Origin of the sequence: Brevundimonas sp. (assembly GCF_035627055.1) — a bacterium.
Classification (GTDB): domain Bacteria; phylum Pseudomonadota; class Alphaproteobacteria; order Caulobacterales; family Caulobacteraceae; genus Brevundimonas.
Genome location: NZ_DASPMM010000022.1, coordinates 37902 through 62925 on the forward strand (window position 1 = coordinate 37902; position 25024 = coordinate 62925).

Consider the following 25024-nt stretch of genomic DNA (forward strand, 5'->3'; position numbering starts at 1 on the left):
AGCATGGAGACAGGCTTGCCTGACAACCCTCGCCGAAGGGTTAACAAACTCCTCAGCCGATGCGGCCGATGGCGTAGAAGCGGTCGGCGCGGGCCTTGCGGATCTGGTCGGGCGACAGGGCGGAGAGGGCGGCGAGCTCCTCGGCCAGGACGTCGCCGACGTTGGCGATGGCCGCGGCCGGGTCGGCGTGGGCGCCGCCGACCGGCTCGGGGATGATGCGGTCGACGATCTTCAGCTCGAGCAGGTCGGGGCCGGTGATCTTCATGGCCATGGCGGCGTCGCGGGCGCGGGCCCCGTCGCGCCACAGGATGCCGGCGGCGCCCTCGGGCGAGATGACCGAATAGATCGAGTGCTCCAGCATCAGCACCCGGCCGGCGGCGGCGATGGCGATGGCTCCGCCGGAGCCGCCCTCGCCGGTGACTGTGGCGATGGAGGGCACGCCGAGGGTCAGGCAGCGCTCCGTCGAGCGAGCGATGGCTTCGGCCTGGCCGCGCTCCTCGGCGCCGAGGCCGGGATAGGCGCCGGCGGTGTCGACGAAGGTCAGCACCGGCAGGCCGTACTGCTCGGCCAGGTCCATCAGGCGCACGGCCTTGCGGTAGCCCTCGGGCCGGGCCATGCCGAAATTGTGGGTCAGGCGGGTCTGGGTGTCGTGGCCCTTCTCGTGGCCCATGACCACGACCGGTTCGCCGCGGAAGCGGGCGAGGCCGCCGAGGATGGCCTGGTCGTCGCCGAACTGACGGTCGCCCTTCAGTTCGACGAAGTCGGTGAACAGGCCTTCGACATAGTCGACGAAGTGGGGCCGCTGCGGGTGGCGGGCGACCTGGGTCTTCATCCACGGGTCGAGGTCGGCGTAGGTCTTCTTTCTGAGCTGCTCGGCCTTCTTGCGCAGGCCCTCGACCTCGGCGTCGAACGAGCCGGAGGTCGAGGAGAGCAGGTTCAGCTCCTCGATCTTCGCCTCCAGATCGGCGATCGGCTTTTCGAATTCGAGGTAGTGCACGGCCATCAAGGCGTCCGGAACAGGCGCGCCACGCGGCGCATCGGGAGGCGGCGGAACCTAGTGGGGTCAACGCCGGGGGGCAAGCGGGGTTCAGTCGTCACGGGCGAGCGGATGCTTGTCGCGGACGACCTGGGCGAGGCGGTCGACGGCGACATGAGTGTAGATCTGGGTGGTGGCGATGTCGGCGTGGCCGAGCAGGGTCTGGACCACGCGCAGGTCGGCGCCGCCTTCCAGCAGATGGGTGGCGAAGGCGTGGCGCAGGACGTGGGGGCTGACGCGGGCGGGGTCGATGCCGGCGTCGATGGCGGCCTGGTCGAGCAGCTGGGCGAAGCGGCGCGGGGTGAGGCAGCCCTTGGCCGAGGACGAGGGGAACAGCCACGGGCTGTCGGGGGCCTTCTCGGGGCGGGCGGCGTCGCGGGCGAGGAGCCAGGCCTTCACGGCCTCGCGGGCGGAGGCGTTGAGGGGGGCGAGGCGTTCCTTGCCGCCCTTGCCGCGCACGATCAGGAAGGCGGGGTCGCGGCGAACCGCCTCGACCTTCAGGCCCAGCAGTTCGGAGACCCGCAGACCCGAGGCGTAGGCCAGTTCGACGAGGGCCACGAGGCGCAGGCCGGTGGCGCCGTCGCGGGCCGAGGCGGCGGCGAGCAGGCGCTCGACCTCGTCCCGGCTGAGGGTTTTCGGCAGGCTGCGGCCCTGTTTGGGGGCGTCGAGACGGCGGGAGGGGTCGTCCTGGCGCCAGCCCTCGCCGAGGGCGAAGCGGTAGAACTGGCGCACGGCGGAGCGGCGGCGGGCCTGGGTGGCGGCGGACAGGCCGCGCGCGCCGAGGCCGGCGTACCAGGCCTCGACGGCGGCTTCGTCGGCGCCCATGAGTCCGTCCGGCAGGGCGGCCTCGGCGTCGGCCAGATCGCGCCCGTAGGCGGACAGGGTGTGGGGCGAGGCGTCGCGCTCGACGGCCATCATCTCGAGAAAGGCCTCGACCTGGTGGGTCCTGGGCGGCGGGGTCATGCGCCGGACCGCTTTGCGACGGCGGCGCCTGGTGTAAAGGGTGGTCGGGTCATGACGCCTCGCCTGCCGCCGCCCCATTCGCCGCCGCCACGCCGCCCGGAGAGCCGGTCGTGAGCGAGGGCGCGCCGGCGACCGGCCCGATTCCTGTTCATCGCCGCAGCATAGCGCTGGTCGGGCTGATGGGGGTGGGGAAATCGACCGTGGGGCGGCGGCTGGCCAGACGGCTGAACCTGCCGTTCGCCGACGGCGACATCGAGATCGAGGCCGCGGCGGCGATGACCGTGTCCGACATCTTCGCCGAGCTGGGCGAGTCGGAATTCCGGGCCGGGGAGGCGCGGGTCATGAAACGCCTGCTGGAGGGGCCGCGCATGGTGCTGGCCACCGGCGGCGGCGCCATCCTGAACCCGGAGACGCGGGCTCTGCTGAAGGAGCGGGCGGTGACGGTCTGGATGCGGGCGGACCTGGAGACGGTGGCGCAGCGGGTGCAGCGGCGCGACACCCGTCCCCTGCTGCGCGGGCGCGATCCGCTGACCGCCCTGCAGGCCATGGCCGAGGTGCGCTACCCCGTCTATGCGACCGCCGATCTAACGGTGGACGTGGCCGGCGGGGCGCACGCCCAGGCGGTCGAGGCCATTCACGACGCCCTGCAGGCCCATTTCGCGGCCCATCAGCCGGAGGTGAAGGCGTGACCACGATCGTGCCGGTCTCGGGCGTCGGCTTCCGGCCCCATGACGTGATCGTCGGACGGGGCCTGCTGGCGGAACTCGGGGCGCGGGTGGCGCCGCTGGCCCAGGGCCGCACCGTGGTGGTCACGGACGAGATCGTGGCTGGCCTGCACGGCAAGGCGGCCCTGGCGTCGCTGAAGGCGGCGGGCGTCACCGGCCGGCTGCTGACCGTCCCGCCGGGCGAGGGTTCCAAGTCGTTCGCCGAACTGGAACGGGTCATCGACCGGATGCTGGCGTTCAAGCTTGACCGGACCGACGTGGTGGTGGCGCTGGGCGGGGGCGTGGTCGGCGATCTCGCGGGTCTGGCCGCGGCCCTGTTCATGCGCGGCATCGACTTCGTGCAGGTCCCGACGACCCTGCTGGCCCAGGTCGACTCCTCGGTCGGCGGCAAGACGGCGATCGACACGCCGCGCGGCAAGAATCTGGTCGGCGCCTTCCATCAGCCGCGGCTGGTGCTGGCCGACATCGACGTGCTGGCGACCCTGCCGGAACGGCAGCGGCGCTCGGGCTGGGCCGAGGTGCTCAAACATGGGCTGATCTGCGACGCCGGCTTCTTCGACTGGCTGGCCGGGGAGGGCGCCGCGGGGGGCGCGGGCGATCCGGCGGCCCTGGAGCGCGCCGTGGTGCGGTCGGTTCAGATCAAGAGCGCCGTCGTCGGCGAGGACGAGAAGGAAGCGGGGCGGCGCGCCCTGCTGAACCTCGGCCACACCTTCGGCCACGCCATCGAGGCCGAGCTGGGGTTCGACGAGACGAGGCTGACCCATGGCGAGGCGGTCGCGCTGGGGTGCGCGCTGGCCTTCCGGTTTTCGGCGGAGACGGGATTGTGCCCGCCGGACGAGGCGAAGCGGGTCGGAACGGTGCTGGAGGCGGCGGGTCTGCCGACTCGCCCGGGACAGGCCGGACCGTTGCGCGCGGCGGCGTTGGTCAGGCGCATGGCCGGGGACAAGAAGGCCGAGGGCGGGCGGCTGACCCTGATCCTCGCCCGCGGGATCGGCGACGCCTTCACCGCCAAGGATGTCGACGCCGCCGCCCTGACGGCCTTTCTGGAGCGGGAGATCGCCGCCGGATGAAGATCGCGCCGCTCGTGCTGGAGAACCGCTGGGTCAGGCTGGAGCCGTTCGCGCCCGCGCTCAGGGAGGACGTCCGCGCCGCCCTGGATGTGGACGAGGCGGCGTGGTCGATCATGGTCTCGACCGCCTACGGCGAGAATTTCGATCCGTGGTGGGACGGTTTCGTCGAGCGGATGGCGGCCGGGCGGGACACGCCCTATGCGGTGCGCCGGCTGTCGGACGGGCGGATCGTCGGGACGAGCAGCCTGCACGACCTGTTTCCCCAGCACCGGCGCGTGGAACTGGGCTCGACCTTCTATCATCCTGTCGCCCGCGCCGGGGTGGTCAACCCGGCCAGCAAGCGGTTGCTTCTGCAGCATGCGTTCGACAGCGGCATCATCCGGGTGGAGATCATCACCGACGGGATCAACGCCCGCAGCCAGGCCGCCATCGCCAAGCTGGGCGCGGTGCGGGAGGGCGTCCTGCGCCGTCACAAGATCACCCACACCGGGCGCGTGCGCGACACGGTGATGTTCTCGATCACCGACCAGGACTGGCCCACGGTGCGGACGCGGCTGGATGAGCGGCTGGCGGCGTTCGGCTAGTCGATCGCGCGGCAGTCGGTGGGCTCGCGGCCATCGCCGGTCCAGCGCGCCATGACGCCTTCACCGCGCAGCTCATAGCCCGAGGCGCGGTACCAGAGGCCCGAGGCGGCGTGTTCCTGAAACAGATCGACGGCCTCGCCATTGGAGTTGCGGACCGTGGCCATTTCGCGCGGATTGTCGAAGTCGACCGTCAGACGCTCGCCGTTGTTGCACAGATAGATCGTGCGGATGACGCGGTTCAGCGCGCGCTGCTGGACCTCGGCCCCGGTCCGGCGGCGGGCGGTCTGGGCGTCCCGGGCGCGCTCGCGCACCGCTTCGCCATCGGTCGGCGCCTCGGCCGGTTTCGGGCCGCAGGCGGTCAGGACGAGGACGGAGACGACGGCGAGGGGCATCAGACGCATGGAACAAGCCTTGCCGTGGGAGGTGGCCGGTGGAACGCGCCTTTCAAGCGGCCGTTCCCTTGCGCCGGGCGCGGAAGAAGGCGCGCAGCAGGTCCGCGCCCTGATCCGCCAGCACGCCGCGGCTGGTCTGCGGCCGCCAGTGGCAGGTGGGCTGGTCGAAGAAGCGCGGGCCGTGCGCCACCGCTCCGCCCTTGGGGTCATCGGCGCCCCAGACCACCCGCCCGATGCGGGCGTGGCTGATGGCTCCGGCGCACATGGCGCACGGCTCAAGCGTGACATAGAGGGTCAAGCCGGTGAGGCGGTAGTTGCCCAGCTTCGCCGCCGCCGCGCGCAGGGCGACGATCTCGGCGTGGGCGGTCGGATCGTGGGCGCCGATGGGGCCGTTGCGGCCCTCGGCGACGACTTCGCCGGAGGTTTCATCGACGATCACGCAGCCGACCGGAGTCTCTCCGGCGTCCGCCGCCGCTTGCGCACAGGCCAAGGCCATGTGCATGAACCGCTCATCATGGCCAGCCATCCCCGAGACAACGACAAGAAGCCGCGCCCGCGTCAAGACGGCGACCGCGACGGCCCCCGCAAACCCTATGTCAAACGCGCCGAGGGCGCCGACGACCGGGGGCCGCCCAAGGGCGGAAAATCCTTCGGCAGGGGCGGCGGAAAGCCCGGCGGCAAGCCGTTCAGCAAGGACGGCAAGCCGGCCGCCAAGGCCGACGAGGGCCCGAAGCGCAGCGAGCGCATCGCCAAGGCCATGGCCCGGGCGGGAATCGCTTCGCGCCGCGAGGTGGAGCGGCTGATCGGCCTGGGCAAGGTGGCGGTCAACGGCAAGATCCTCGACACGCCGGCGACGCTGGTGACGCGCGACGACGTCATCACCATGGACGGGAAGCCGATCGGTTCGGCGCAGGCGACGCGGGTCTGGCGCTATCACAAGCCCGCCGGCCTGCTGACCTCGCACACCGATCCGGCCGGGCGGCCGACGGTGTTCGACGCCCTGCCCAGCGGCCTGCCGCGGGTGATCTCGGTCGGGCGGCTGGACCTCAACACCGAAGGTCTGCTGCTGCTGACCAACGACGGCGAACTGAGCCGGGCGCTGGAGCTGCCGCAGACCGAGCTGGTGCGCCAGTACCGGGCGCGGGCGCGCGGGCGGGTGACGCAGTCCCAGCTGGACACGCTGAAAGACGGGGTGACCGTCGACGGCGTCCGCTACGGCCCGATCGAGGCGACGCTGGACAAGGTCAAGGACCGGGGCGAGGGCGAGAAGGCTTCAGCCAACCTGTGGATCAGCGTCTCGATCACCGAGGGCAAGAACCGCGAGGTCCGCAAGGTGCTGGAGCACCTCGGCCTGACCGTGAATCGGCTGATCCGCCTGGCCTACGGGCCGTTCCAGCTGGGGACGCTGCCGGTGGGATCCGTGGAGGAGGTCGGGCCGCGGGTGATCCGCGAACTGTTGGCCGAACACATCCGGCCGGAGAACCTGCCGACCGGCAATACGGTAGCGACGCCGGCGCCGATCCCCGGGCGGCGCATCTCGACCCCGATCGTCAAGGGCGCGTCGGGCTCGGCCATCTCCGACCCGTCGCGCAAGCCAAGCCGGGTCCGGGCGGCGGGAGCGGCCGCCGACGCCGCGGCCGAGCGCGCCGCCCGCCCGCAGAAGAAACCCGGCTGGGCCAAGGCCTCGCCGAAGTTCGAGCATCCGAAGAAGGCCTTCACGCCGCGCGCCCGGCCGGAGGGCGAGGCCGCCGCCGGGGGGGATCGTCCGAAGCGCACGTTCAAGCCGCGCGACGACCAGTTCATCGACAAGCCTCGCGGACCACGCACGGAGGGCGGTCGGTCGTTCGGCGGCAAGCCGGCAGCCGACGGCGACCGGCCGAAGCGTCCGTTCAAGCCGCGCGAGGGATCGGCGGGACCGCGCGGCGAGGCGTCGGCGGGCGGCTTCAAGCGCGGCGGCGGAACGCGGAGCAATCCGCCCGGAGGGTCGCGCCCGCCTCGTCCCGGTGCGGGTCCGGCGGGCGGCCGGGGCAGCCCGCGGCCGCGCAAGCCCTAGGCTGAGGCCGCGCGCAGCCGGGCCGCCAGCCGCAGGGTCCGTCTGACCACGGTGATGACGGCGAGGACGACGATGAGTCCGAGCGTCAGCAGCAGCACCGACGGCCCCATCGGCCACAGCGGCCCGACCGCAGCGAGCAGGGCCCCGGCGGTCAGAACGGCCATGCGGTGCGGCTTGGCCCCGGGGCCGGCGAAGTCGGCCTCGAAGCCGAGGGCGCGGCCGAGCTCGCGAATGTAGGCCGTCAGCACGGCCAGGACGGCCGCCAGCCAGCCGAGGGCGGGGCCCAGGTCCTGATCCAGATGGCGCAGGGCATAGCCGGCGCCGACGAGGAACAGGGCGTCGGCGATGCGGTCGGGAAGCTCGTTCCAGACCGGCCCCAGCGGCCCGCCGCGGCCATGCTCGACCGCCACCATGCCGTCCAGCAGATTGGCCAGCAGCCTGAGCTGGATGCAGAGGCCCGCGCCGATCAGCAGGGCGAACCTGCACCAGCCCGCGGCGTCGGCCGACAGCCAGAAGGCCGTCGCGCCGGCGAGGGCGAAAGCCACGCTGGAGGCCGAGATCAGGTCCGGCCGGGCGCCGGTGCGGGCCAGACCCGCGGCCAGGGCACGGGCCCAGCCGGCGCCGCGGGATTTCAGAGGCCTGCGGCTGTCGGTCATCGGACGTGCTCCAGGCTGGCGACATAGGTGAAGGCGTAGAGGGTCGAGACCGTCCACGGCAGGGCGATGGTGCGGATCACCTCGGGCGTGCCGGCGAGGGTATGGACGCCGTACAGGAGGACCGCGATGGCCGCGCAGCTGATCAGGGGCGGGACGAGACGGGCGGACAGGCCGGTCAGCCGGGCGTGGCCCGCCTCGAGCCCGCGCTTCATCACCAGGGTGATCAGGCCCGACAGCGCGCCCTGGACGACGAAGGCGAGCAGCATGGCGGCGGCGCCGTGATCGCGGTTGGCGAAGGCCGCCCAACCGCCCATGGCGACGAAGGCGAAACCCACGTGCAGGGCCGTCGAGCGCAAGGGATGCGTGTTTTGAGCCAACGGCGCCATACTGCCCCCGATACCGATTCCCGAGGGCACTCTAGGGCATGATCGAAGCGCTGACAGCGGGGCTGGACCAGGTGCGGCCGCCGCTGCTGTGGGGCTTCGGCGCGGTGTTCTGCGTGCTGGCCGTCGCCACGGCGCTGGTGCTGATCCTGCCGGTCGTGAAGCCGGCGGGCGACTGGCGCGAGCTGCGGCTGAGGGTGTGGTCGTGGTGGGTCATGGTCGCCCTGCTGGCCGGCGCGCTGGCCCTCGGCTGGATCGCCGTGACGGTGCTGTTCGCGGCCATCGCCTTCATCGCCCTGAGGGAGTTCCTGTCGCTGGCTCCGCTGCGCCGCGAGGACCGGCTGGTGGTGCTGTTCGCCTATCTGTCGGCGCCGCTGTCCTTCGGCCTCGTCGCGGCGGGGTGGTACGGCGTCTATCTGGTCGCCATTCCGGTGTGGTTTCTGCTGACGACGCCGTTCCTGATGGCGATGGCGGGACAGACGAAGGCCTATCTGGCGACGGTGGCGACCATCACCTGGGCGGTCATCGTCTGCGTCTACAATCTGGGGGTCATCCCGCTGCTGATGCGGGCGCCGGACGAGGGCGGGGCGGCCGGAGCGGCGGGGATGGTCTTCCTGCTGCTGTTCGCCACCGAGGCCAACGACGTGCTGCAGTACTGCTGCGGCAAACTGTTCGGACGCCGCAAGATCACGCCCGCCGTCAGTCCCAACAAGACGTGGGAAGGCTTCATCGGCGGCTGGGTCCTGACCGGCGCCCTGATCTGGTTCCTGGCTCCCGTGTTCACGCCGATGACCGGCTGGCCGGTGGCGATCCTCGCGGCGCTGCTGCCCGTGGCCGGGTTCGCGGGCGATGTGACGATGAGCGCGGTGAAGCGCGATCTGGGGGTCAAGGACACCAGCCGGCTGATCCCGGGCCACGGCGGGCTGCTGGACCGGATCGACAGCCTGACCTTCACGGCACCGCTCTATTTCCACCTGATGGCCTATTATGCCCTCGACAAGTACTGAGCGGGCGGCGCGGCCGTTCGGGCCGACGCGGATGCTGTTCCTGACGCTGATCGCGCGGCCGATCGTGCGCTTCATGACCGGCATGGACGTGTGCAATCCGGAACGACTGCCCAAGGGCGGGCCGGCCATCGTCGTGGCCAACCACAACAGCCACATGGACGCCTTCATGCTGCTGAGCCTGTTTCCGGCGCGGCTGCTGCACAAGGTCAGGCCGGTGGCGGCGGCGGACTATTTCCTGGCCAACCCGGCGATCAGCTGGTTCTCGCGCAAGATCATCGGCATCGCGCCGATCTCGCGCTCGGTGGCGCGCGGCGAGGACGTGCTGGCCCCCGCACGGGCGGCGCTGGAGCGGGGCGAGATCATCCTGGTGTTTCCCGAGGGCACGCGCAGCAAGGACGGGGCGCTGGCCCCGCTGAAGGCCGGGGTGGCGCGGCTGGCCGAGGCGTTCCCGGACGTGCCGGTCATCCCGGTGTGGATCGAGGGGGCGGGGCGGGTGCTGCCCAAGGGGGCGGTGGCGCCGGTGCCGATGAACTGCACGGCGCTGGTCGGCGAGCCGCTGCGGTGGACCGGCTCGCGCAGCGAATTCATGGCCGAGTTGCGCGACCGACTGGATGCGCTGGCCGCCGAGGCCCCGCCGCAGCGCTGGGCCAACTGAGGAGCCGGTTGACGTGCCGGTTGACGGGGGCGCCAATCCCGCTGATGGAGCGGCCATGAGGATCGTCGCCGGCAGCCTGAAGGGGCGCAACATCGTCGCGCCGGAGGGGCAGGGCACGCGCCCGACCTCGGACCGGGCGCGCCAGGCCGTGTTCAATGTGCTGGAGCATGCGGCCTGGGCCGAGCCGCTGCAGGGCGCGCGGGTGATGGACGTCTATGCCGGGTCGGGCGCGCTGGGCTTCGAGGCGATCAGCCGGGGCGCGGCCTTCTGCCTCTTCGTCGAGACCGACGAGGACGCCCGCGGCGCCATCCGCGAGAACGCCGATGCCTATGGGCTGATGGGGCGGACGCGGGTGCACCGGCGCAGCGCCACGGACCTGGGCGTGCGGCCGGGATCGGACGGCGAGGCGTTCGACCTGGCCTTCCTCGATCCACCCTATCGCAAGGGGTTGGGCGAGCAGACGCTGGTCCGGCTGCTGGAGGGCAATTGGCTGAAGCCGGGGGCCGTGGTGGTGTTCGAGCGCGGCTCGGACGAGCCGGAGATCGACACGCCCGGGTATGAACGGCTGGACGCGCGCGACTACGGCGCAGCGCGAGTGCTGTTTCTGAGGGCGCAGCCGACGGGCTGAACGCGTCTGGCGCGGGCGCGGGTTTCGGCGTTAGGCTGACGGCCATGAGCATCCTCGACCGCCGCGCCTTCCTCGCCGCCGCCGGAGCGTCCGCGGCCCTTCCCTTCGAAGCGTGCGCGCGGGAGGCGGCGGAGAACTGGTCGCCGCGCGCGGCGCTGCCGTGGCCGGTGCAGGAGATCTACGCCGCGGTCCATCAGGGCCGGATCGTCACCGGCGGCGGGCTGGTCGCGCGGCAGGGGCAGCCGCTGCACATCGAGGACAGGACCGCCTTCTACGACGCGCCGAGCAACGCCTGGACGCCAGGTCCGAGCCTGCCGGCCCCGCGACATCATCCGATGTTCATGGCCACCGACCGCGATCTCTACGCCGTCGGCGGCTACGCCCGCTCGGAGGCGGGCGAGTGGACCAATACGACCACCGCCTGGGTGCTGGACGGCGAGACGTGGCGGGAGGTCACGAGCCTGTCGTCGCCGCAGGCCGAGGCGGTCGGCGTGGGTCTAGGCGAGACCCTGCATCTGATCACCGGACGCACCCCCGGCGGCGCGGCCAACGGCAACTGGAACGATCAGGCCGACACCGACCGGCATCTGGTGCTGGTCCCCGGGGCGCCCGGCTGGGAGATCGCACGGCCCTGCCCGATGGCGCGCAACAGCGCCGCGGCGACGGTGATGGACGGGGCGATCTGGGTCGCCGGCGGGCGCACGGTCAGCGGCGGCGGCACGGGGCGGCTGGATCGCTACACGCCGTCCGAAGACCGCTGGGACACGCTGGCGCCGATCCCGCCGTCGCCGACGACGGGGCAGCAGGTCGGCGGCGGGCTGGCCATGGCGGCGGCGGGCGGCAAGCTGGTCGCCTTCGGCGGGGAGTGGTTCCAGCGCGGCGGAGGCGGCGGCGTGTTCACCGAGACGTGGATCTACGATCCGGCGGCCGACGGCTGGGAAGCCGGGCCGCCGATGCGCACGCCCAGGCACGGACTGGCCGCGGCTGCGGTGGGCGACGTGGTCTACGCCATCGCCGGCGGCGAGGTGGTCTCGGGCGGCCGTGCGGGGAGCGTGGTCGAGGCGTTCGGGTCCTAGCGCCGCCCGAACAGCTTTTCGAGGTCGTTGAGCTTCAGCTCGACATAGGTCGGGCGGCCGTGGTTGCACTGGCCGGAGTGGGGCGTGGCCTCCATCTGGCGGAGCAGGGCGTTCATCTCGGGGGCGGAGAGGACGCGGCCGGCGCGGACGCTGCCGTGGCAGGCCATGGTGCCGCAGACCTCGCCGAGGCGCTCGGACAGGGCCAGGGCCGCGCCGTGCTCGGCCAGGTCGTCGGCGATGTCGCGGATCAGGCCCTGGACGTCGGCAGCGCCGAGCAGGGCGGGGGTCTCGCGGACCAGCACGGCCCCGGCGCCGAAGGGTTCGACGATCAGGCCGAGCTGGGCGAGTTCGTCGGCGCGGGCGGAGACGCGTTCGGCCTCGGCGGGGTCGAGCTCGACGACCTCGGGGGTCAACAGAGCCTGACGGGTCACCGAGCCGGCGGCCATCTGGGCCTTCATCCGCTCATAGACGAGGCGTTCGTGGGCGGCGTGCTGGTCGACCACGACGAGGCCGTCGCGGGTCTGGGCGACGATATAGGTGCCGTGCAGCTGGGCGCGGGCGGCGCCGAGGGGGAGGTCGATGTCGGAGGGGGCGTAGGGGGAGCCGAGGGTGTCGGGGGCGGGGTGTGGGGTGTGGGGGTGGCCTGGCTCGACCCGCGCGGAGGGTTCGTTCAGGCCGGGGAGGACCTGCGCCATCGTCGTGGCGGGCGCGGCCCAGCCTTGCCAGCGGGACCAGCCTTGGGCGGCGGGGGGCCTTTCCCCCGCACCCCACATCCCACCCCCCACGCCCTCATGCGCCCGGAACCCCGCCAGCGCGTCCGCCGCCACGGTGGTCGAGGCCCGGTGTCCGGCGCCGGCGAGGGCATGGCGCAGGGCGCCGACAATCAGGCCGCGCACGCCCTGCGGGTCCCGGAAGCGGACCTCGGCCTTCGCCGGGTGGACGTTGACGTCGACGTAGAGCGGGTCGACCTCGAGGAACAGCACCGCCGCCGGATGCCGGTCGCGGGCGAGGAAGTCGACGTAGGCCCCGCGCAGAGCGCCCTGCAGCAGGCGGTCGCGGACGGGGCGCCCGTTGACGAACAGATACTGGTGGCCGGCGTTGCCGCGGCTGTAGGTCGGCAGGCCCGCGTAGCCGGTGAGGCGGACGCCGTCGCGTTGCTGGTCGATCAGCAGGGCGTTGGCCTCGAAGTCGCGGCCGAGGAGGGCGGCAAGGCGTTTCAGCCGGCCGTGGTCGCCGGGGTGTTCGGCGGGCAGGCGAAGGGTGGTGCGGCCGTCGAGGTCGAGGGTGAAGGCGACGGCCTCGTGGGCCATGGCCTGACGCTTGATCTCCTCCGAGATGGCCATGGCCTCGGAGCGCTCGGACTTCATGAATTTGAGCCGGGCGGGGGTGGCGTAGAAGAGGTCGCGGACCTCGACCCGGGCGCCGTGCGGGCCGGGGAAGCCGGCCGGGGCGACGGGACGCTGGTCGCCGCCCTCGACGGTGATCTGATGAGCGTCGCCGCCGTCCCGGGAACGGCTGGTGATGGTCAGACGGGCCACCGAGCCGATCGAGGGCAGGGCCTCGCCGCGGAAGCCGAGCGTGTGGATGCGCAGCAGGTCGACGTCGCCGGCGTCGTCGGGCTCGAGCTTGGAGGTGGCGTGACGCTCGACCGCGAGGGCCAGCTGGTCGGCGGCCATGCCGCAACCGTCGTCGGCGATCAGGATGCGGCTGAGGCCGCCGCCGTCGGCCTGGATCTCGATCCGGGTGGCGCCGGCGTCGAGGGCGTTCTCGACCAGTTCCTTGATGGCGCTGGCCGGGCGTTCGACCACCTCGCCGGCGGCGATGCGGTTGACGGTCTCGGGCGGGAGGCGGCGGATGGGCATGGACGCGAAACTATGGGCTGATCCGCCGCGCGGGAGAAGCGCCGCTTGGTCTCGCTCCGGGGTTAGGTCAGTATCGTCTGGGGACAGGAACCCGGGACGGGGAGAAATCGGGCGATGCGCAGTCTTCTGATGTGCGGCGTGGCGGCGGCCACCGTCCTGATCGGGCCGTCAGCGCTCGCCGACGCCACCGCCGATCGGGCGGTCATGGACCTGATAGAGCGGCCGCGGATCTGCGGACCGGCCGGGACGCAGGCGGACGGCACGCCGGTCGCCGACATGGTCATGGTCGACGGCTTCGGCTCGGGTGGTTTCAAGATCGACACGCCGAATCCCGAGGCCCAGGCCTGGTTCGACCATGGCGTGCGGCTGCGCTGGGCCTTCGAACACGGGGAGGCGGTGCGAGCCTTCCGCAAGGCGCGGATGCTGGATCCGACCTGCGGCCTTTGCGCCTGGGGCGAGGCCTGGGCGATGGGGCCGAATCTGAACGGAGGCGGCGAGGGTGAAGCGACCCGGCTGGCGGCGCTGAAGGCCGCACGCGACGCCCGCCGGCTGGCGCGCGACGCCACCCCGATGCAGCGCCAGATGATCGACGCCCTGGTCCAGCGCTATTCGGGGCGAGAGTCGTCACGGGCCCGTCGCTTCGCCACGGCCATGGACCGGATCGCCCGGCGCAATCCCACGGACATCGCCGTCGCGGCCGTGACCGCCGACGCCTGGATGATCAACGCCGACCGCTGGTGGGACGACGAAGGCAAGGCCGCCGATCCGGGCATCACCCGGGCCATGGACATCCTCGAGCAGACTCTGGCCCGGGCGCCAGACGACCCGGCGGCGATCCATCTCTACATCCACCTGACCGAATGGTCCGACGACCCGCACAAGGCGATCCCGTACGGCGAGCGGCTGGCGGCGCTCGCGCCGGGGGCCAGCCACCTGGTGCATATGCCGTCGCACACCTTCTACCGGGTCGGGCGCTACAGGGAGGCGATGATGTCCAACGTCAACGCGGTGGCGCTGGACCGCCGCTACGACGGGCTGGCGCGGCCGCCCGGCGGCGTGCCGGGAATGCCGCTGCACGGGCACAACATCCATTTCGGCATGGGCGGAGCCCTGATGGCCGGCGGCGCCGACGAGGGACTGAAGCTGGCCGACTGGTACATGGCCACCTATCCGGACATCGCCGCGGACAACGTGTGGCGGCAGATGGTGGCCAACAACGCCTACGCCATCTACGGCCGCTTCGCCGACGCGGCGCGTGTGGCGGCGCTGAAGGAGCCGCCGGCGACCCATCCGATGCTGCGGGTCAGCTGGCGCTACGCCCGGGGCGAGGCGGCGGCGCGGGCCGGCGACGCCGGGGCGGTGCGGGCCGAGGCCGCCGCCATCGCGAGGCTGAGGGAGGATCCGTCGTTCGCCGCCGGTGCGATGCGGCAAGAGCGGGACGCCTTCACCGAACTGTCGCAGCGGGTGCTGGAGGGCCGCGCCGCGATGATCGACGGCGACCCCGCAGCGGCGCTCATCGCCTTCGGCCGCGCCGCGGACCTGCAAGCCATGGGAGGGGACGAGGGGGGCGACCCGCCGGTGATCTGGTACCCGACCCGGCGCAGCCTCGCGGCGGCCATGCTGGCTTCAGGCGACGCCTCCGGGGCCCGCGACAAGCTGTTGGAACTTCTCGAAGACTGGCCGAACGATCCCTATAGCTATTTCATCCTGGCGCAGGCCGAGACGGCGCTGGGGGATCCCGCTGCCGCCGCCGAGGCGGAGCGTCGCTCGCGGCTCGAATGGATCGGCGGAGCGATGGACCTGAAGCTCGCCTAGCCGGCCTTGGCGTCGCGGATCTGGCGCTCAAGGGCGGCGGGCTCGATGGACTCGCTGGCCTTGCCGTTGACGAAGAAGGTCGGGGTGCCGATCAGGCCCATGGCCATCGCCGAGGTCCGGATGTCTGCGAGATGGCGGGCGACATCCGGGCCGGCCATGGCCGCCCCGGCCTCGGCCATGGAGACGCCGTTGGCCTGTAGGATGGCGTCGACGGCCGCTTCGGAGAGCGACGGCTGGGCCATCAGGTCGCGGAACACCGGGAGATACTTGCCCTGGCGATGGGCGGCCTGGGCGGCGCGGGCGGCGTAGTGGGAAACGCCGTTCGAGGGGCCGTCGAGGATGGGCCAGTCCTTGAACACGAAACGCACGTCCGGATGGGCCTGCATCAACCGCAGCACCTCGGGGGCGGTCGCCTTGCACCCCGGGCAGCGGAAGTCGAAGAACTCGATCACCGTCACCTTCGCGTCGGCGGGTCCGAAGGCGGCGTCACGGCTGTCGACCGCCAGGAGGCCGGGATTGGCGGCAACGCGGGCGGTGATCTCGGCCGTCTTCTGGCGGTTCTCGGCGATCTGCTGCTGCTGGGCCCGGGCGTCGAGGGCGTTGCTGACCTCCTGCAGCACCTCCGGGTTCTGGACCAGATAGGTCTTCACCCGCGAACCGAAGTCGGTGCCCGTGGCGTAGGGCGCTACGGAAATGACCAGGGCGATCAGCGACACCGCCAGGGCGGCGAAGCCGGCCCGGTTTCCGGACAGCAGCCGGCTGAACAGGGACGGCGCGGGCCTCGGGTCGGGCGTTTCGGTCATTCAGGCTCTCGAAGGGCTCAGCCGGCGACCGGCTGAACGGTGGGACGGCGACGTTCGTTGCGGCGGTCGACGTCGTCAACGTCTTCCTGGGTGGCCCCGGAGGCGAACACGATGTCCATGGCCCGGGTCCATTCGGCCGAGCCGGGATCGAGCATGTCGCGGGCGCGCAGGGCGAACTGGGTCGCCTCACGTTCCGCGCCGATGGCGAAATACATCTCGGCCGAGGCCAGACGCGCCTCGCCCTCCTTGCCCTGGCTGGCGTAGGCCTGGCTCAGCAGCCGCCAGGCCATGCTGTTGTCCTTCTCCAGGGCGGTGGCCCGCTTCAGCTGGTCGACGGCGCCATCGAGCCGGGCCGGATCGCGGGTCTCGATCATGGCGTGGGCGAGGTTGATGCGCAGCAGGGGCGCGTCCGGCCTGATCTCGACCGAGCGCTGGTGAGCCCCGATGGCCTCTTCAGGCCGGCCTTCCTCGAACAGGATCTGGCCCTTCAGCTCCCAGAAATACGGGTTCTCCGGCTGTTCGGCGAGCAGGGCGTCGACGGCGGCGAGGGCGCGGTCAGTCTGGCCGTCGCGATACCAGCCGATAGCCCGGGCGTAGCGGGCGGGCAGGGTCGTATCCGTTTCAGGGTAGTCGCGCAGGGTCTCGCGCGGATGGTCCATGAAGGCGTGAATCTTGGCCAGCATGAGGGCGTGCTGGGCCAGCCGTTCCGAACTGTCGCGATGCTCGTGGTGGGGCTGTTCGGCGACGAAGCGGCGCAGGTTCTCGATGCGGTCCGACGACAGCGGGTGGCTGCGGAAATACGGATAGCGGCGGGCGTCCGAGAACACTTCCTGGGAGCGGAAATTCTCAAAGAAGGTGACCAGGCCGCGGCCGGATTCGCCGGCGCTCTCCAGGGCCCGGGCCCCGGTGTTGTCGGCCTCGCCTTCCTGGTGGCTCATGTAGCGCAGGGCGCTGAGGGTCCCGAAATACTGGCTGTTGCCGAGCAGGACGGCGCCCGCGTCCGGCGCGCCCGCCGCGATGGCGAGGGCGCCCAGGGCCATGGTCATCAGCATCGGCTGCATGCCGGCGTTCTGCGCCCCGTCGCGCAGGGTGTGGCGGTTGCGGATGTGGCCGGCCTCGTGGGCGATGACGCCGAGCAGTTCGTTCGGGCTGGTGGTCCGCAGGATCAGGCCGGTGTTCAGGCCCAGGATGCGGCCGCGGGTGGCGAAGGCGTTCAGCTCCTCGTCGTTGATCAGCACGATCTCGATTTCGGACGGCTCCAGGCCCATGCCCGTGAACACCGGATCGGACCATTCATGGATGATCGACTCGATCTCGGTGTCGCGGATGGCGCTCTGGGCGGAGGCGGGCGTCGCGGCGGTCAGCATCAGGCCGGCCGCGGCCGTGGCCCCGGCGAGGCGGGCGGCGTGTCTGGTCAGCCAACTCATGGCGTACTCCCGATACCGTCGATCGCCCCCGGCCCGATCCTCACTATCTAATCGCGGCCATTCAACGGCGCCACCACCCGCGCTTCGGCTTCTCGGGCGGGGCGACGATCTGGTTCGGATCCTCGGCGATCAGGGCCGCGACGTCGACCTCCGGCGCCGGAGCGGGCTCGACCTCCACGGGGGCCGCAGGCTCGGGCCCGGCGATCGGTTCGAGAACGGGTTCGGGCGCAGCCTCCGGAGCGGAGGCCTCGACCGTCTCGGCTTCCGGGGCCTCGAGGGCGGGGGCGGCCCCGGCGATGTCGACCGGAGCGGCGTCCGCGGAGACCTTGCGGCGCACGCGGCGGCGCTTGGGTTCCTCGGCCGCGACGGGGGCGGGGGCTTCGGCGGCGTCAGCCGGGAGCGGGGCTTCGGACGCTTCGTCCGCGGCGGCGACGGCGTCGGCGGCGGTCAGGTCGCCGGCGACCCGATCCCGACCGCGCCCACGGCCGCGACGGCGGCGCGAACGGCCGGCGCGCTCGCCGGTCTCGCCGGCCTCGGCCTCGAGGCGTTCGCGCGGGGCTTCGCCTTCAGCCGGGGCCTCGGCGGCGGGGCGGGACGCGGAAGCGCCCGGGTTGAGCGGATCGAACCAGACGTAGGGGTCCTCCAGCGACGGCGTGCGGCCGCGCACCCAGTTGAAGCCGTCGCGCTCGCCGCCTTCTTCGCGGACGCGTCGTCCGCCACGGCGGCCCCGGCGACGGCGACGGCCGGCCTCGCTGTCGTCATCGTCCTCGGCGGCGGGAGCAGCGGCGGTTTCGCCGACCGGAGCCTCGCCTTCCTCACGGCGCCCGCCGCGGCGGCGACGGCCACGGCCGCGGCCGCGCTCGCCCTCGGCGCGTTCGCTGCGTTCGCGGGGCTCGTCGTCGTCGGTGTCCTCGCGCTCGAAGGCCGCCTCGTCCTCGTCCTCGATGAACTCCTCGTCGTCGGCCTCGTCGTCGGCCCAGGCGCTGTCGTCGAAGTCGTCGTCGAGGTCGACGAAGGCCTCGACTCCCTCGGGCGGAGTGAAGTCCTCGTTGGTCTCGGTGCGCTCGATGGCGTGTTCGCCCTGGGACAGGCTGTCGTCGATCTGGATGATGACGTTGAGGCCGCGCTGGGCCAGCAGACGCTGCAGGTAGTCGCGCTTGTGGTTCAGAATGTAGAGGGCCACCGCCGTGCAGACGCGCAGGTTGACCGTGCCGGCTCCGTGGCGGCCGGCCTCGATGTCGACGCCGCGCAGGGTCATCAGGGCGGCGCTCTCGGCCGAGCGGATGCGGCCGGCGCCCTGACAGTGCGGGCAGACCTCGGTGGCCCCCTCGATGACGCCGAGGCGGCGGCGCTGACGGCTGATCTCCATCAGGCCGAAGCCCGAGATGCGGCCCATCTGGATGCGGGCGCGGTCCTTGGCCAGCGCGTCCTTCAGCGCCTTTTCGACGGCGCGGTTGTTCTTCGACTCATCCATGTCGATGAAGTCGATGACGATAAGGCCGGCGAGGTCGCGCAGGCGCAGCTGGCGGGCGGCCTCGACGGCCGCTTCCATATTGGTCTTGAAGGCGGTGGCCTCGACGTTGCGCTCCTTGGTGGCGCGGCCGGAGTTGACGTCGATGGCGACCAGGGCCTCGGTCTGGTTGATCACCAGATAGCCGCCCGACTTCAGCGGCACGGTCGGCTGGTGGATCTGGGTCAGCATCTCCTCGATGCCATTGGAGGCGAACAGAGGCCGCGCGCCCTGGTACAGGTGCACCTTCTTCGACTGCGAGGGCATCAGCACCCGCATGAAGTCGCGGGCTTCCTTGAAGCCCTCGACGCCCTCGACCTGGATGCCGTCGAAATCCTTGTCGAACATGTCGCGCACGGCGCGGCGGACGAGGTTTTCTTCCTCATAGATCAGGGCCGGGGCGTTGGACGCCAGCGTCGTCTCGCGGATCGTCTCCCACAGCCGGAGCAGGTATTCGTAGTCGCGCTTGATCTCTGCCTTGGTGCGCTTGGCGCCCGCGGTGCGGATGATCAGGCCCATGCCGCGCGGCACGTCCAGCGAGGCGGCGGCGGCCTTGAGGCGCTTGCGATCGGTGGCCTGGGTGATCTTGCGCGAAATGCCGCCGCCCTTGCCGGTATTGGGCATCAGCACGCAGTAGCGGCCGGCCAGCGACAGCCAGGTGGTCAGGGCCGCGCCCTTGCCGCCGCGCTCGTCCTTGACGACCTGGACCAGCATGACCTGACGGCGCTTGATGACGTCCTGGATCTTGTAGCGGCGCATCAGGCGGCGCTTGAGCCGCTCTTCCTCGGCCATACCGCCTTCGTGCTCGTCGTCGGCGCTCTCGCGGCCGAGATCGTCGTGCTCGTCCTCGTCCGACGGTGCCTCGGCCATGATGGCTTCGCGGTCGGCGACGGGGATCTGGTAGTAGTCCGGGTGGATCTCGTTGAAGGCCAGGAAGCCGTGGCGGTTGCCGCCGTATTCGACGAAGGCGGCCTGCAGGCTGGGCTCTACGCGGGTGACCTTGGCGAGATAGATGTTGCCCCGAAGCTGACGCTTCGAGCGGGATTCAAAGTCGAATTCCTCGATCTGACGGCCCTCGACGATCGCGACGCGGGTTTCCTCCGCGTGGGCGGCGTCGATCAACATGGTCTTTGACATGGAAGATTTCTTTCTGGCGCGCTCGGCCATCCCCGCGAAGGGGGCAGGCGGCTCGCCGAAGGGGAGTGGGGGCGAAGGCGTGCGCCGTCCCGTCGCCGCGGCAGGGGCCGGTGGCGAGGTCGGTCCAGTCAGACCGGAAGGGAGCGCAGGCGGGATAGCCCATGAAGGTTCGATATGGTCCTGGGCCCGGACGCGCCGTCGATAAGGGCGTCCCAGACCCGGTCGTCGAATCGGCGGGGCGGGCCCGGCCGGCTCTCGGATCGGTGAAAGTCATGCCGCGAGGAGGGCGCGTCCGGCCTGGCGGAGCAGGGGACGCGATCGTTCGCGAGCGGCCCAAGCATAGGCAGGACGAATTCGAATTGAAAGCCGCGCCGGCTTTAACCCGTTGGCGACCACGTTGCGGCATGATCCCCGCCAACCAAGAAGGTGGGTCTCCGTCGAATGCACGGACTGTCGCTTATCAAACTGGCCAGGTGGAGCGTCCGCGAGCGGTGTCTGGCCGCCGCGGGCTTCGTCGTGTTCTGCGTCGCCCTGCTGGCGGCGGGGCGGGGGCTGGCGTCCGGCGCGATGGGTGAAATCCTGCGCGTGCGCTTCGGCGGCGACGCCGAGCGCACCCGCGTGGTCATCGATCTGGACCGCACCACCCGGGGCCAGGTGATCCAGGCCGGGAGCGACGGCCATGTCGTGCTGAGCCTGGCCGGCGTTTCGCCGCCCGACCGCCGCAGCGGCGACGGCCATGGGCTGGTCCGCGATTTCCGGGTCGCCGGAGCGGGGGCCGCCTCACGGATCGAGTTGGACCTGGCCACCAGCGCCGAGATCGAGCGCCGCTTCCTGCTGCCGCCCGGCGACGGGGTGGCCCACTACCGCTATGTCATCGACCTGAAGGCCACGGGCCGGGCCCCGACCCGCAGCACGCCGCGCGCCGACGCCCGCACGGCGCGGCCGGCCGAGCGGCCGCTGGTCTACATCGACGCCGGCCACGGCGGGCGCGATCCGGGGGCGCAGGGCGCCGACTCCCGCGAGAGCGCCGTGACCCTCGCCGCCGCCCTGGCGCTGAAACAGGAGCTGGAGCGCTCAGGCCGTTACCGGGTGCGCCTGACCCGTGACAGCGACGCCTATGTCGATCTCTATCGCCGCGTGGCCATCGCCCGTCAGGCCGGGGCCGACCTGTTCATCAGCCTGCACGCCGACGCGGGGGCCGATCCGGCCACGCGCGGCGCCAGTGTCTACACCCTGTCGGAGCAGGGCGCGGGGCGCGCCGTGCGGGAGTTCACCCGCGGCGAAAACTGGCAGCGCAGCCTGAACCTGCCAGGGCGTGACGCTTCGGTCGACCGCATCCTGCTGGATATGACCCAGCGCGCCACCCAGAACCGCTCGGCCCAATTGGCCCGGACTCTGCTGGGCGAATTGGAGGGCGCCGACCATCCGCTGCTGCGCCGGAGCCATCGCGACGCCGGCCTCGCCGTGCTGCTGGCCCCCGACGTTCCCGCCGTGCTGCTGGAGATGGGCTTCATCACCAATCCCGAGGACGAGCGGCTGCTCAATGACAGCCGCGCCCGTCGCCGCCTCATGCGCGCCGTGGCCGAGGGCATCGACCGCTATTTCCGCGAGCCGGCCGGCGAGGTTCAGATGGCGGGGACCCCGGCGGGAGCGAATTGAATTCCGTCACGGGTCGGACTCGCGGCCGGAAAACTCAGGGCCTCAAGCCCCATGCCGCGAACTGGCTGGCGACCTCCGGGTTCAGGCCGAGGGCGGTGACCAGGTCGGCCCGCCCTTCGTCGCGGCGACCCAGTCTCAGGGCCGCCAGGCCGCGACCGTACAGATATCCGCCGTCGTCCGGCGCCAGGCGGACCGCGGCCGCGTAGTCGTTCCACGCGTCCTGGAAGCGGCCCTGGCGGAGGCCGACGAGGCCGCGGCTGTCCAGCACCGCCGCGTTGTCGGGCTCGAGCGCGAGCGATCGGTCACAGGCCGTTCGGGCGGTCGCAAGGTCGGTATTCGCCACGGCGCGTGTCCAGCAGCGCATGTTCTGAGCCTCGGAGGCGTCTGGCGAGAGCTGCGCCGCCCGGTCCGCGTCCTCGATCGCGCCCGGGAAACGATCCGCTTGAAGCCGCAGACTTGAACGATAGAGATATTGAACCCCGTCGGGACTGAGGTTCACGGCCAGATCCTGGCTCGCGAGCGCTTCGTCCAGCCGCCCCAGGCCGTGGAGAGCTTCCGCCTTCAGCCGGTAAAGCTGGGCCGCGCCGGGATAGGCCCCGATCAGGGTGTTCACCTCCGCCAACCCCGCGTCGAACTGGCCAGCCGCAATGCGAACGCTTGCCCGCTGCGCCTTCAGTTCAGCATCCTCCGGCGCCAGGCGAAGGGCTTCGTCATAGTCGGAGAGGGAGCCGGCCCAATCTTCCAGCGCGGCTTTGACGTTCCCACGAGCAGCCCAGACCATGAAGTTCGTCGGCAGAACCGTGACGGCCTCGTTCAGATCGGCCATTGCCCCCGCGGCGTCTCCGCCCTCGAACTTTCGCTGGCCGCGTTCGGCGAGGCCGGCGCCGCGATAGCGGCGATCGGCTGACAGGGTGGTGCAGGCCGCGATGGCCTGTCGGCGCAGTTCGGCGGTCTTATCGATGCAGGCCCTCGCAAGGGCCTCGATCTCCGCGTCGGGGATCTGCCCGTCGGACGCGGCGGGCCGGGCCTGACCGCCGGCGACGAGGCGGTAGGCGCCCGTCACTGGCGCGCCCCGCGACATGACCCGCAGAAATGGCGGAAACTCGCCCTCCTTGCGCAGGGTCACTTCCGCCGACGATCCGCCCCTCACGCCGCGACCCGCGTCTGTGACCTCGCCGTCGCAGCCCGTCGTCACTGTGAGGAACGGGGTGAAGGCGGCCGACGACAGGGTGACCACGATCTCCTCGCCCGGGGCGACATTGACCTGGAAGCAGTCGAAATAGCCGCCGACGTCGGTGACGTCGTCCTGGCTGTCGAGGGTTCCGTCGACCGTCTGGCCGGGATTCAGTTCGCCGAGCGATTGTGCGTGGGCCTGGCCGGCCAGGGCGCCCAGCGCCCACAGCGTGACGACGACACCGGATTTCATCTGCGTCTTCCCCGACAACCTATCCGTTCAGATTGCACGTGAGATGCGGCCCGGCCAAGACGAAAGCGTAGGATGCCGGCGAGCGTCCCTTCTTGATATTGCGACCGAGTCTCAGCTAGAGGCGGTGGATCAAGACAGGATCCGCCATGACTTCCAGCCTTTCCGCCCGCCTGCGCCGCCTGTGGCTGGACGTCCATCTGTGGATCGGCGTCGGTCTTCTGATCGCCATCGTGCCGATCTCGGCCTCGGGTGCGATCCTGGTCTGGAAGGCTCCTCTCGACCGGATGATGCATGCCGACCGCTATGCCGTGAGCGGAGAGGCCGCTCTGCCCGCGGGGCGTTACGTGGCGGCGGCGAGGGAAGCCTTCGCCGGGCGCGCCGATTTCACCCAGCTGCGCCTGCCGGAGAAGGCGGGCGACCCCGTGGTCGCCGTGGGTCGGCTGAAGGGCGAGGTCGCGCCGGGCGCGCGTCCGCGCAGCCTGACCGTCTGGATCGACCCGCCGACGGCCCGCGTGCTCGCTGCGGCCGACACATCGCAATCGGCGATGCAGTGGTTGCACCGGCTGCATGGTTCGCTGCTCATCCCCGAAGTCGGGCGCAAGGTCGTCGGCTGGATCGGCTGGGCGATGTTCGTCAGCTGCGCCACCGGCCTGTGGCTCTGGTGGCCCCGCAACGGCGCCCTGCTCAAGGCGCTGCGCTGGCGGCGCGGGCCCTCCACCCTGTTCAACCTGCACCATACGATCGGCTTCTGGATCTGCCTGCCGTTGGCGGTGCTGTCGCTGACGGGCGTCTATATCTCCTTCCCGCAGACGAGCCGGGCCGTCTTCGGCGTGCAGCCGCAGAGCCAGGACCGGGCCCCGGCCGGCAGGCCGGGACGGGCGGAGGGCAAGGCCGGCGGGCCCGACAAACGGGCGTCGGGCGGCGCGCCTCAAGGGCGGTTCGCCCCGCCGCTGGCGACGCCCCGGCTGACCATCGACCAGGCCGTGACGGTGGCCGCGGCCCGGGCTGACGGCGCACGCGTCATCAGCGTCAGCGCTCCGACGGTCGGGCGCGAGCCGGCGTGGCGCGTCCAGGTCGAGCAGCCCGGCCAGGCGACGCCGGCGACCCTGCAGGTCGTGGACGGCAGCGGCGAGGTGAAGCCGGACCGCGGCGGCGGGGGCGATCCGGTGTCCCGCTGGATGCGCAATATCCACGATGGCGGCGACACCGGCCTGCTCTGGCAGACGATCATCGTCCTCGGCGGCGTCGCGCCCGTGATCCTGGCCCTCAGCGGCGTGGTCATGTGGCTGCGGCGCCGGTCGCGCCGTCTCGCCATCACTCGGGCGACAAAGGAGGGCTGAGGCCCGCCCGGCTCGCGCTGCGCGCCCGGGCGCCCTATCTGCAGCCCATGCGTCTGCGTGTCGTCGATCTGGAAACCACGGGCGGGGACCGCGCCTCGGAGATCCTCGAGGTCGGCATCGTCGATGTCCTGCCGGACGGCGCCGGCGGCTGGCGAGCCCTGCCGCCGGTCTCGAAGCTGTTCCGGCCGCGCGGCGAGATCTCGTTCCACGCCATGGCGGTGCATCATCTGACGCCGGACGACTTCTGCGAGGACGATCCGCACTGCGACGAGCACCGGCTGCGGGAGATGTTCCTGGCCGAGCCCGCGGATGTGATGGTGGCGCACAGCGCCCGCTTCGAGCGGGGCTTCATCGCCGATACGGCGCATGGGGGGCTGCCGTGGATCTGCACCGTGCGCTCGGCCAAGGCCGTGTGGCCGCAGGCGCCGGGGCATTCCAACCAGGTGCTGCGCTACTGGCGGGGCTTGCGGCTGGACCCGGCGCTGGCCAATCCGGCGCACCGAGCCGGGCCTGACGCGTGGGTGACGGCGCACATCCTGATCGACCTGCTGAAGGAGGCCAGCGTCGAGCAGATGCTGCAATGGACGCGCGAGCCGCGGCGGCTGGAGCGGATCCCGTTCGGCAAGCACCGGGGGCGGCCGTGGGCCGAGCCGCCGGACGACTACCTGCGCTGGATGGCGGGGCAGGGCGACATGGACGCGGATGTCGTGGCCGCGGCGCGACAGGAGCTGGACCGTCGCGCCGGTGCAGCCACAGGGACTCTAGCCGGGGCGTCCGACGCGGGCTAAACCGGCGGACCGGGCGCGTCATGCGGAGT

At 71.8% G+C, this 25024-nt stretch carries 23 protein-coding genes; 12 read left to right on the forward strand and 11 right to left on the reverse strand.

Going from position 1 to position 25024, the window contains the following annotated elements; translation table 11 throughout:
- Positions 1–52: 52 nt before the first annotated feature.
- Together VEA98_RS10840 and VEA98_RS10845 are read right to left on the reverse strand one after the other, a co-directional pair.
- On the reverse strand, positions 53–1003 hold the full coding sequence (locus VEA98_RS10840) for an acetyl-CoA carboxylase carboxyltransferase subunit alpha (RefSeq protein ID WP_324814078.1): 951 nt from the start codon (positions 1001–1003) through the stop codon (positions 53–55).
- An 84-nt stretch (positions 1004–1087) separates the two neighbouring features.
- The gene (locus VEA98_RS10845; protein ID WP_324814081.1) at positions 1088–1999 is read right to left on the reverse strand and encodes a tyrosine recombinase; all 912 of its coding nucleotides are present in this window, start codon (positions 1997–1999) and stop codon (positions 1088–1090) included.
- A 110-nt stretch (positions 2000–2109) separates the two neighbouring features.
- Between VEA98_RS10845 and VEA98_RS10850 the strand changes: the two genes are divergently transcribed.
- Genes VEA98_RS10850 through VEA98_RS10860 form a run of 3 tightly spaced genes read left to right on the forward strand, consistent with a single transcriptional unit; the run spans position 2110 to position 4378 of the window.
- On the forward strand, positions 2110–2688 hold the full coding sequence (locus VEA98_RS10850) for a shikimate kinase (protein WP_324814084.1): 579 nt from the start codon (positions 2110–2112) through the stop codon (positions 2686–2688).
- A complete protein-coding gene (gene aroB / locus VEA98_RS10855; RefSeq protein ID WP_324814086.1) occupies positions 2685–3794 on the forward strand; it encodes a 3-dehydroquinate synthase in 1110 nt (369 codons plus the stop codon). Before VEA98_RS10850 ends, aroB begins: the two co-directional genes overlap by 4 nt.
- Positions 3791–4378: a GNAT family protein gene (locus VEA98_RS10860; RefSeq protein WP_324814088.1), complete on the forward strand. Its 588-nt coding sequence runs from the start codon at positions 3791–3793 to the stop codon at positions 4376–4378. Before aroB ends, VEA98_RS10860 begins: the two co-directional genes overlap by 4 nt.
- Here VEA98_RS10860 and VEA98_RS10865 read toward each other — a convergent pair.
- Together VEA98_RS10865 and tadA are read right to left on the reverse strand one after the other, a co-directional pair.
- A complete protein-coding gene (locus VEA98_RS10865; RefSeq protein WP_324814090.1) occupies positions 4375–4779 on the reverse strand; it encodes an MliC family protein in 405 nt (134 codons plus the stop codon). The genes VEA98_RS10860 and VEA98_RS10865 overlap by 4 nt on opposite strands.
- A gap of 43 nt (positions 4780–4822) precedes the next feature.
- Positions 4823–5296: a tRNA adenosine(34) deaminase TadA gene (gene tadA / locus VEA98_RS10870; protein ID WP_324814093.1), complete on the reverse strand. Its 474-nt coding sequence runs from the start codon at positions 5294–5296 to the stop codon at positions 4823–4825.
- Here tadA and VEA98_RS10875 point away from each other — a divergent pair.
- Positions 5285–6823 (forward strand): pseudouridine synthase, encoded by a 1539-nt coding sequence (locus VEA98_RS10875; protein WP_324814096.1) that lies wholly within the window; start codon positions 5285–5287, stop codon positions 6821–6823. The two genes, tadA and VEA98_RS10875, sit on opposite strands and share 12 nt — an antisense overlap.
- On the opposite strand, the gene VEA98_RS10880 is transcribed toward VEA98_RS10875, so the two are convergent.
- Both VEA98_RS10880 and VEA98_RS10885 read right to left on the reverse strand, forming a co-directional pair.
- A complete protein-coding gene (locus VEA98_RS10880; RefSeq protein WP_324814098.1) occupies positions 6820–7479 on the reverse strand; it encodes a CDP-alcohol phosphatidyltransferase family protein in 660 nt (219 codons plus the stop codon). The genes VEA98_RS10875 and VEA98_RS10880 overlap by 4 nt on opposite strands.
- Positions 7476–7835: a hypothetical protein gene (locus VEA98_RS10885; RefSeq protein ID WP_324814100.1), complete on the reverse strand. Its 360-nt coding sequence runs from the start codon at positions 7833–7835 to the stop codon at positions 7476–7478. Before VEA98_RS10885 ends, VEA98_RS10880 begins: the two co-directional genes overlap by 4 nt.
- A 68-nt stretch (positions 7836–7903) precedes the next feature.
- Between VEA98_RS10885 and VEA98_RS10890 the strand changes: the two genes are divergently transcribed.
- The 4 genes from VEA98_RS10890 to VEA98_RS10905 are packed head-to-tail and all read left to right on the forward strand — an operon-like array spanning position 7904 to position 11228.
- A complete protein-coding gene (locus VEA98_RS10890; protein ID WP_324814102.1) occupies positions 7904–8869 on the forward strand; it encodes a phosphatidate cytidylyltransferase in 966 nt (321 codons plus the stop codon).
- Positions 8850–9524 carry a lysophospholipid acyltransferase family protein gene (locus VEA98_RS10895; RefSeq protein ID WP_324814106.1) on the forward strand — a complete coding sequence of 225 codons (675 nt, stop codon included), beginning with the start codon at positions 8850–8852 and terminating at the stop codon, positions 9522–9524. The genes VEA98_RS10890 and VEA98_RS10895 overlap by 20 nt, the downstream gene beginning before the upstream one ends.
- Before the next feature lie 55 nt (positions 9525–9579).
- Positions 9580–10152 carry a 16S rRNA (guanine(966)-N(2))-methyltransferase RsmD gene (gene rsmD, locus VEA98_RS10900; RefSeq protein ID WP_324814108.1) on the forward strand — a complete coding sequence of 191 codons (573 nt, stop codon included), beginning with the start codon at positions 9580–9582 and terminating at the stop codon, positions 10150–10152.
- Between the two features lie 44 nt (positions 10153–10196).
- Positions 10197–11228 (forward strand): Kelch repeat-containing protein, encoded by a 1032-nt coding sequence (locus VEA98_RS10905; RefSeq protein WP_324814111.1) that lies wholly within the window; start codon positions 10197–10199, stop codon positions 11226–11228.
- Here VEA98_RS10905 and mutL read toward each other — a convergent pair.
- Entirely contained in the window at positions 11225–13090 is a 1866-nt protein-coding gene (gene mutL / locus VEA98_RS10910) for a DNA mismatch repair endonuclease MutL (protein WP_324814113.1), read from the reverse strand. The two genes, VEA98_RS10905 and mutL, sit on opposite strands and share 4 nt — an antisense overlap.
- 114 nt (positions 13091–13204) lie before the next feature.
- Here mutL and VEA98_RS10915 point away from each other — a divergent pair, with 114 nt between their 5' ends.
- The gene (locus VEA98_RS10915) at positions 13205–14905 is read left to right on the forward strand and encodes a hypothetical protein (RefSeq protein ID WP_324814115.1); all 1701 of its coding nucleotides are present in this window, start codon (positions 13205–13207) and stop codon (positions 14903–14905) included.
- On the opposite strand, the gene VEA98_RS10920 is transcribed toward VEA98_RS10915, so the two are convergent.
- From VEA98_RS10920 to VEA98_RS10930, 3 genes are all read right to left on the reverse strand, one after another.
- On the reverse strand, positions 14902–15708 hold the full coding sequence (locus tag VEA98_RS10920) for a thioredoxin domain-containing protein (RefSeq protein WP_324814117.1): 807 nt from the start codon (positions 15706–15708) through the stop codon (positions 14902–14904). The two genes, VEA98_RS10915 and VEA98_RS10920, sit on opposite strands and share 4 nt — an antisense overlap.
- A gap of 17 nt (positions 15709–15725) precedes the next feature.
- Positions 15726–17135 carry a M48 family metalloprotease gene (locus VEA98_RS10925; RefSeq protein ID WP_324814120.1) on the reverse strand — a complete coding sequence of 470 codons (1410 nt, stop codon included), beginning with the start codon at positions 17133–17135 and terminating at the stop codon, positions 15726–15728.
- A 61-nt stretch (positions 17136–17196) separates the two neighbouring features.
- Positions 17197–19782 (reverse strand): Rne/Rng family ribonuclease, encoded by a 2586-nt coding sequence (locus tag VEA98_RS10930; RefSeq protein ID WP_324814123.1) that lies wholly within the window; start codon positions 19780–19782, stop codon positions 17197–17199.
- Positions 19783–20223: 441 nt separating this feature from the next.
- On the opposite strand from VEA98_RS10930, the gene VEA98_RS10935 reads away from it, so the two are divergent.
- Positions 20224–21441 (forward strand): N-acetylmuramoyl-L-alanine amidase, encoded by a 1218-nt coding sequence (locus tag VEA98_RS10935; protein ID WP_324814125.1) that lies wholly within the window; start codon positions 20224–20226, stop codon positions 21439–21441.
- A gap of 34 nt (positions 21442–21475) precedes the next feature.
- Here the strand turns inward: VEA98_RS10935 and VEA98_RS10940 are convergent, their stop codons facing one another.
- Positions 21476–22867 (reverse strand): tetratricopeptide repeat protein, encoded by a 1392-nt coding sequence (locus VEA98_RS10940; RefSeq protein WP_324814128.1) that lies wholly within the window; start codon positions 22865–22867, stop codon positions 21476–21478.
- A 146-nt stretch (positions 22868–23013) separates the two neighbouring features.
- Between VEA98_RS10940 and VEA98_RS10945 the strand changes: the two genes are divergently transcribed.
- Both VEA98_RS10945 and VEA98_RS10950 read left to right on the forward strand, forming a co-directional pair.
- On the forward strand, positions 23014–24207 hold the full coding sequence (locus VEA98_RS10945) for a PepSY-associated TM helix domain-containing protein (RefSeq protein ID WP_324814131.1): 1194 nt from the start codon (positions 23014–23016) through the stop codon (positions 24205–24207).
- 47 nt (positions 24208–24254) lie between these two features.
- Positions 24255–24995: an exonuclease domain-containing protein gene (locus VEA98_RS10950; protein WP_324814133.1), complete on the forward strand. Its 741-nt coding sequence runs from the start codon at positions 24255–24257 to the stop codon at positions 24993–24995.
- Positions 24996–25024: the final 29 nt, after the last annotated feature.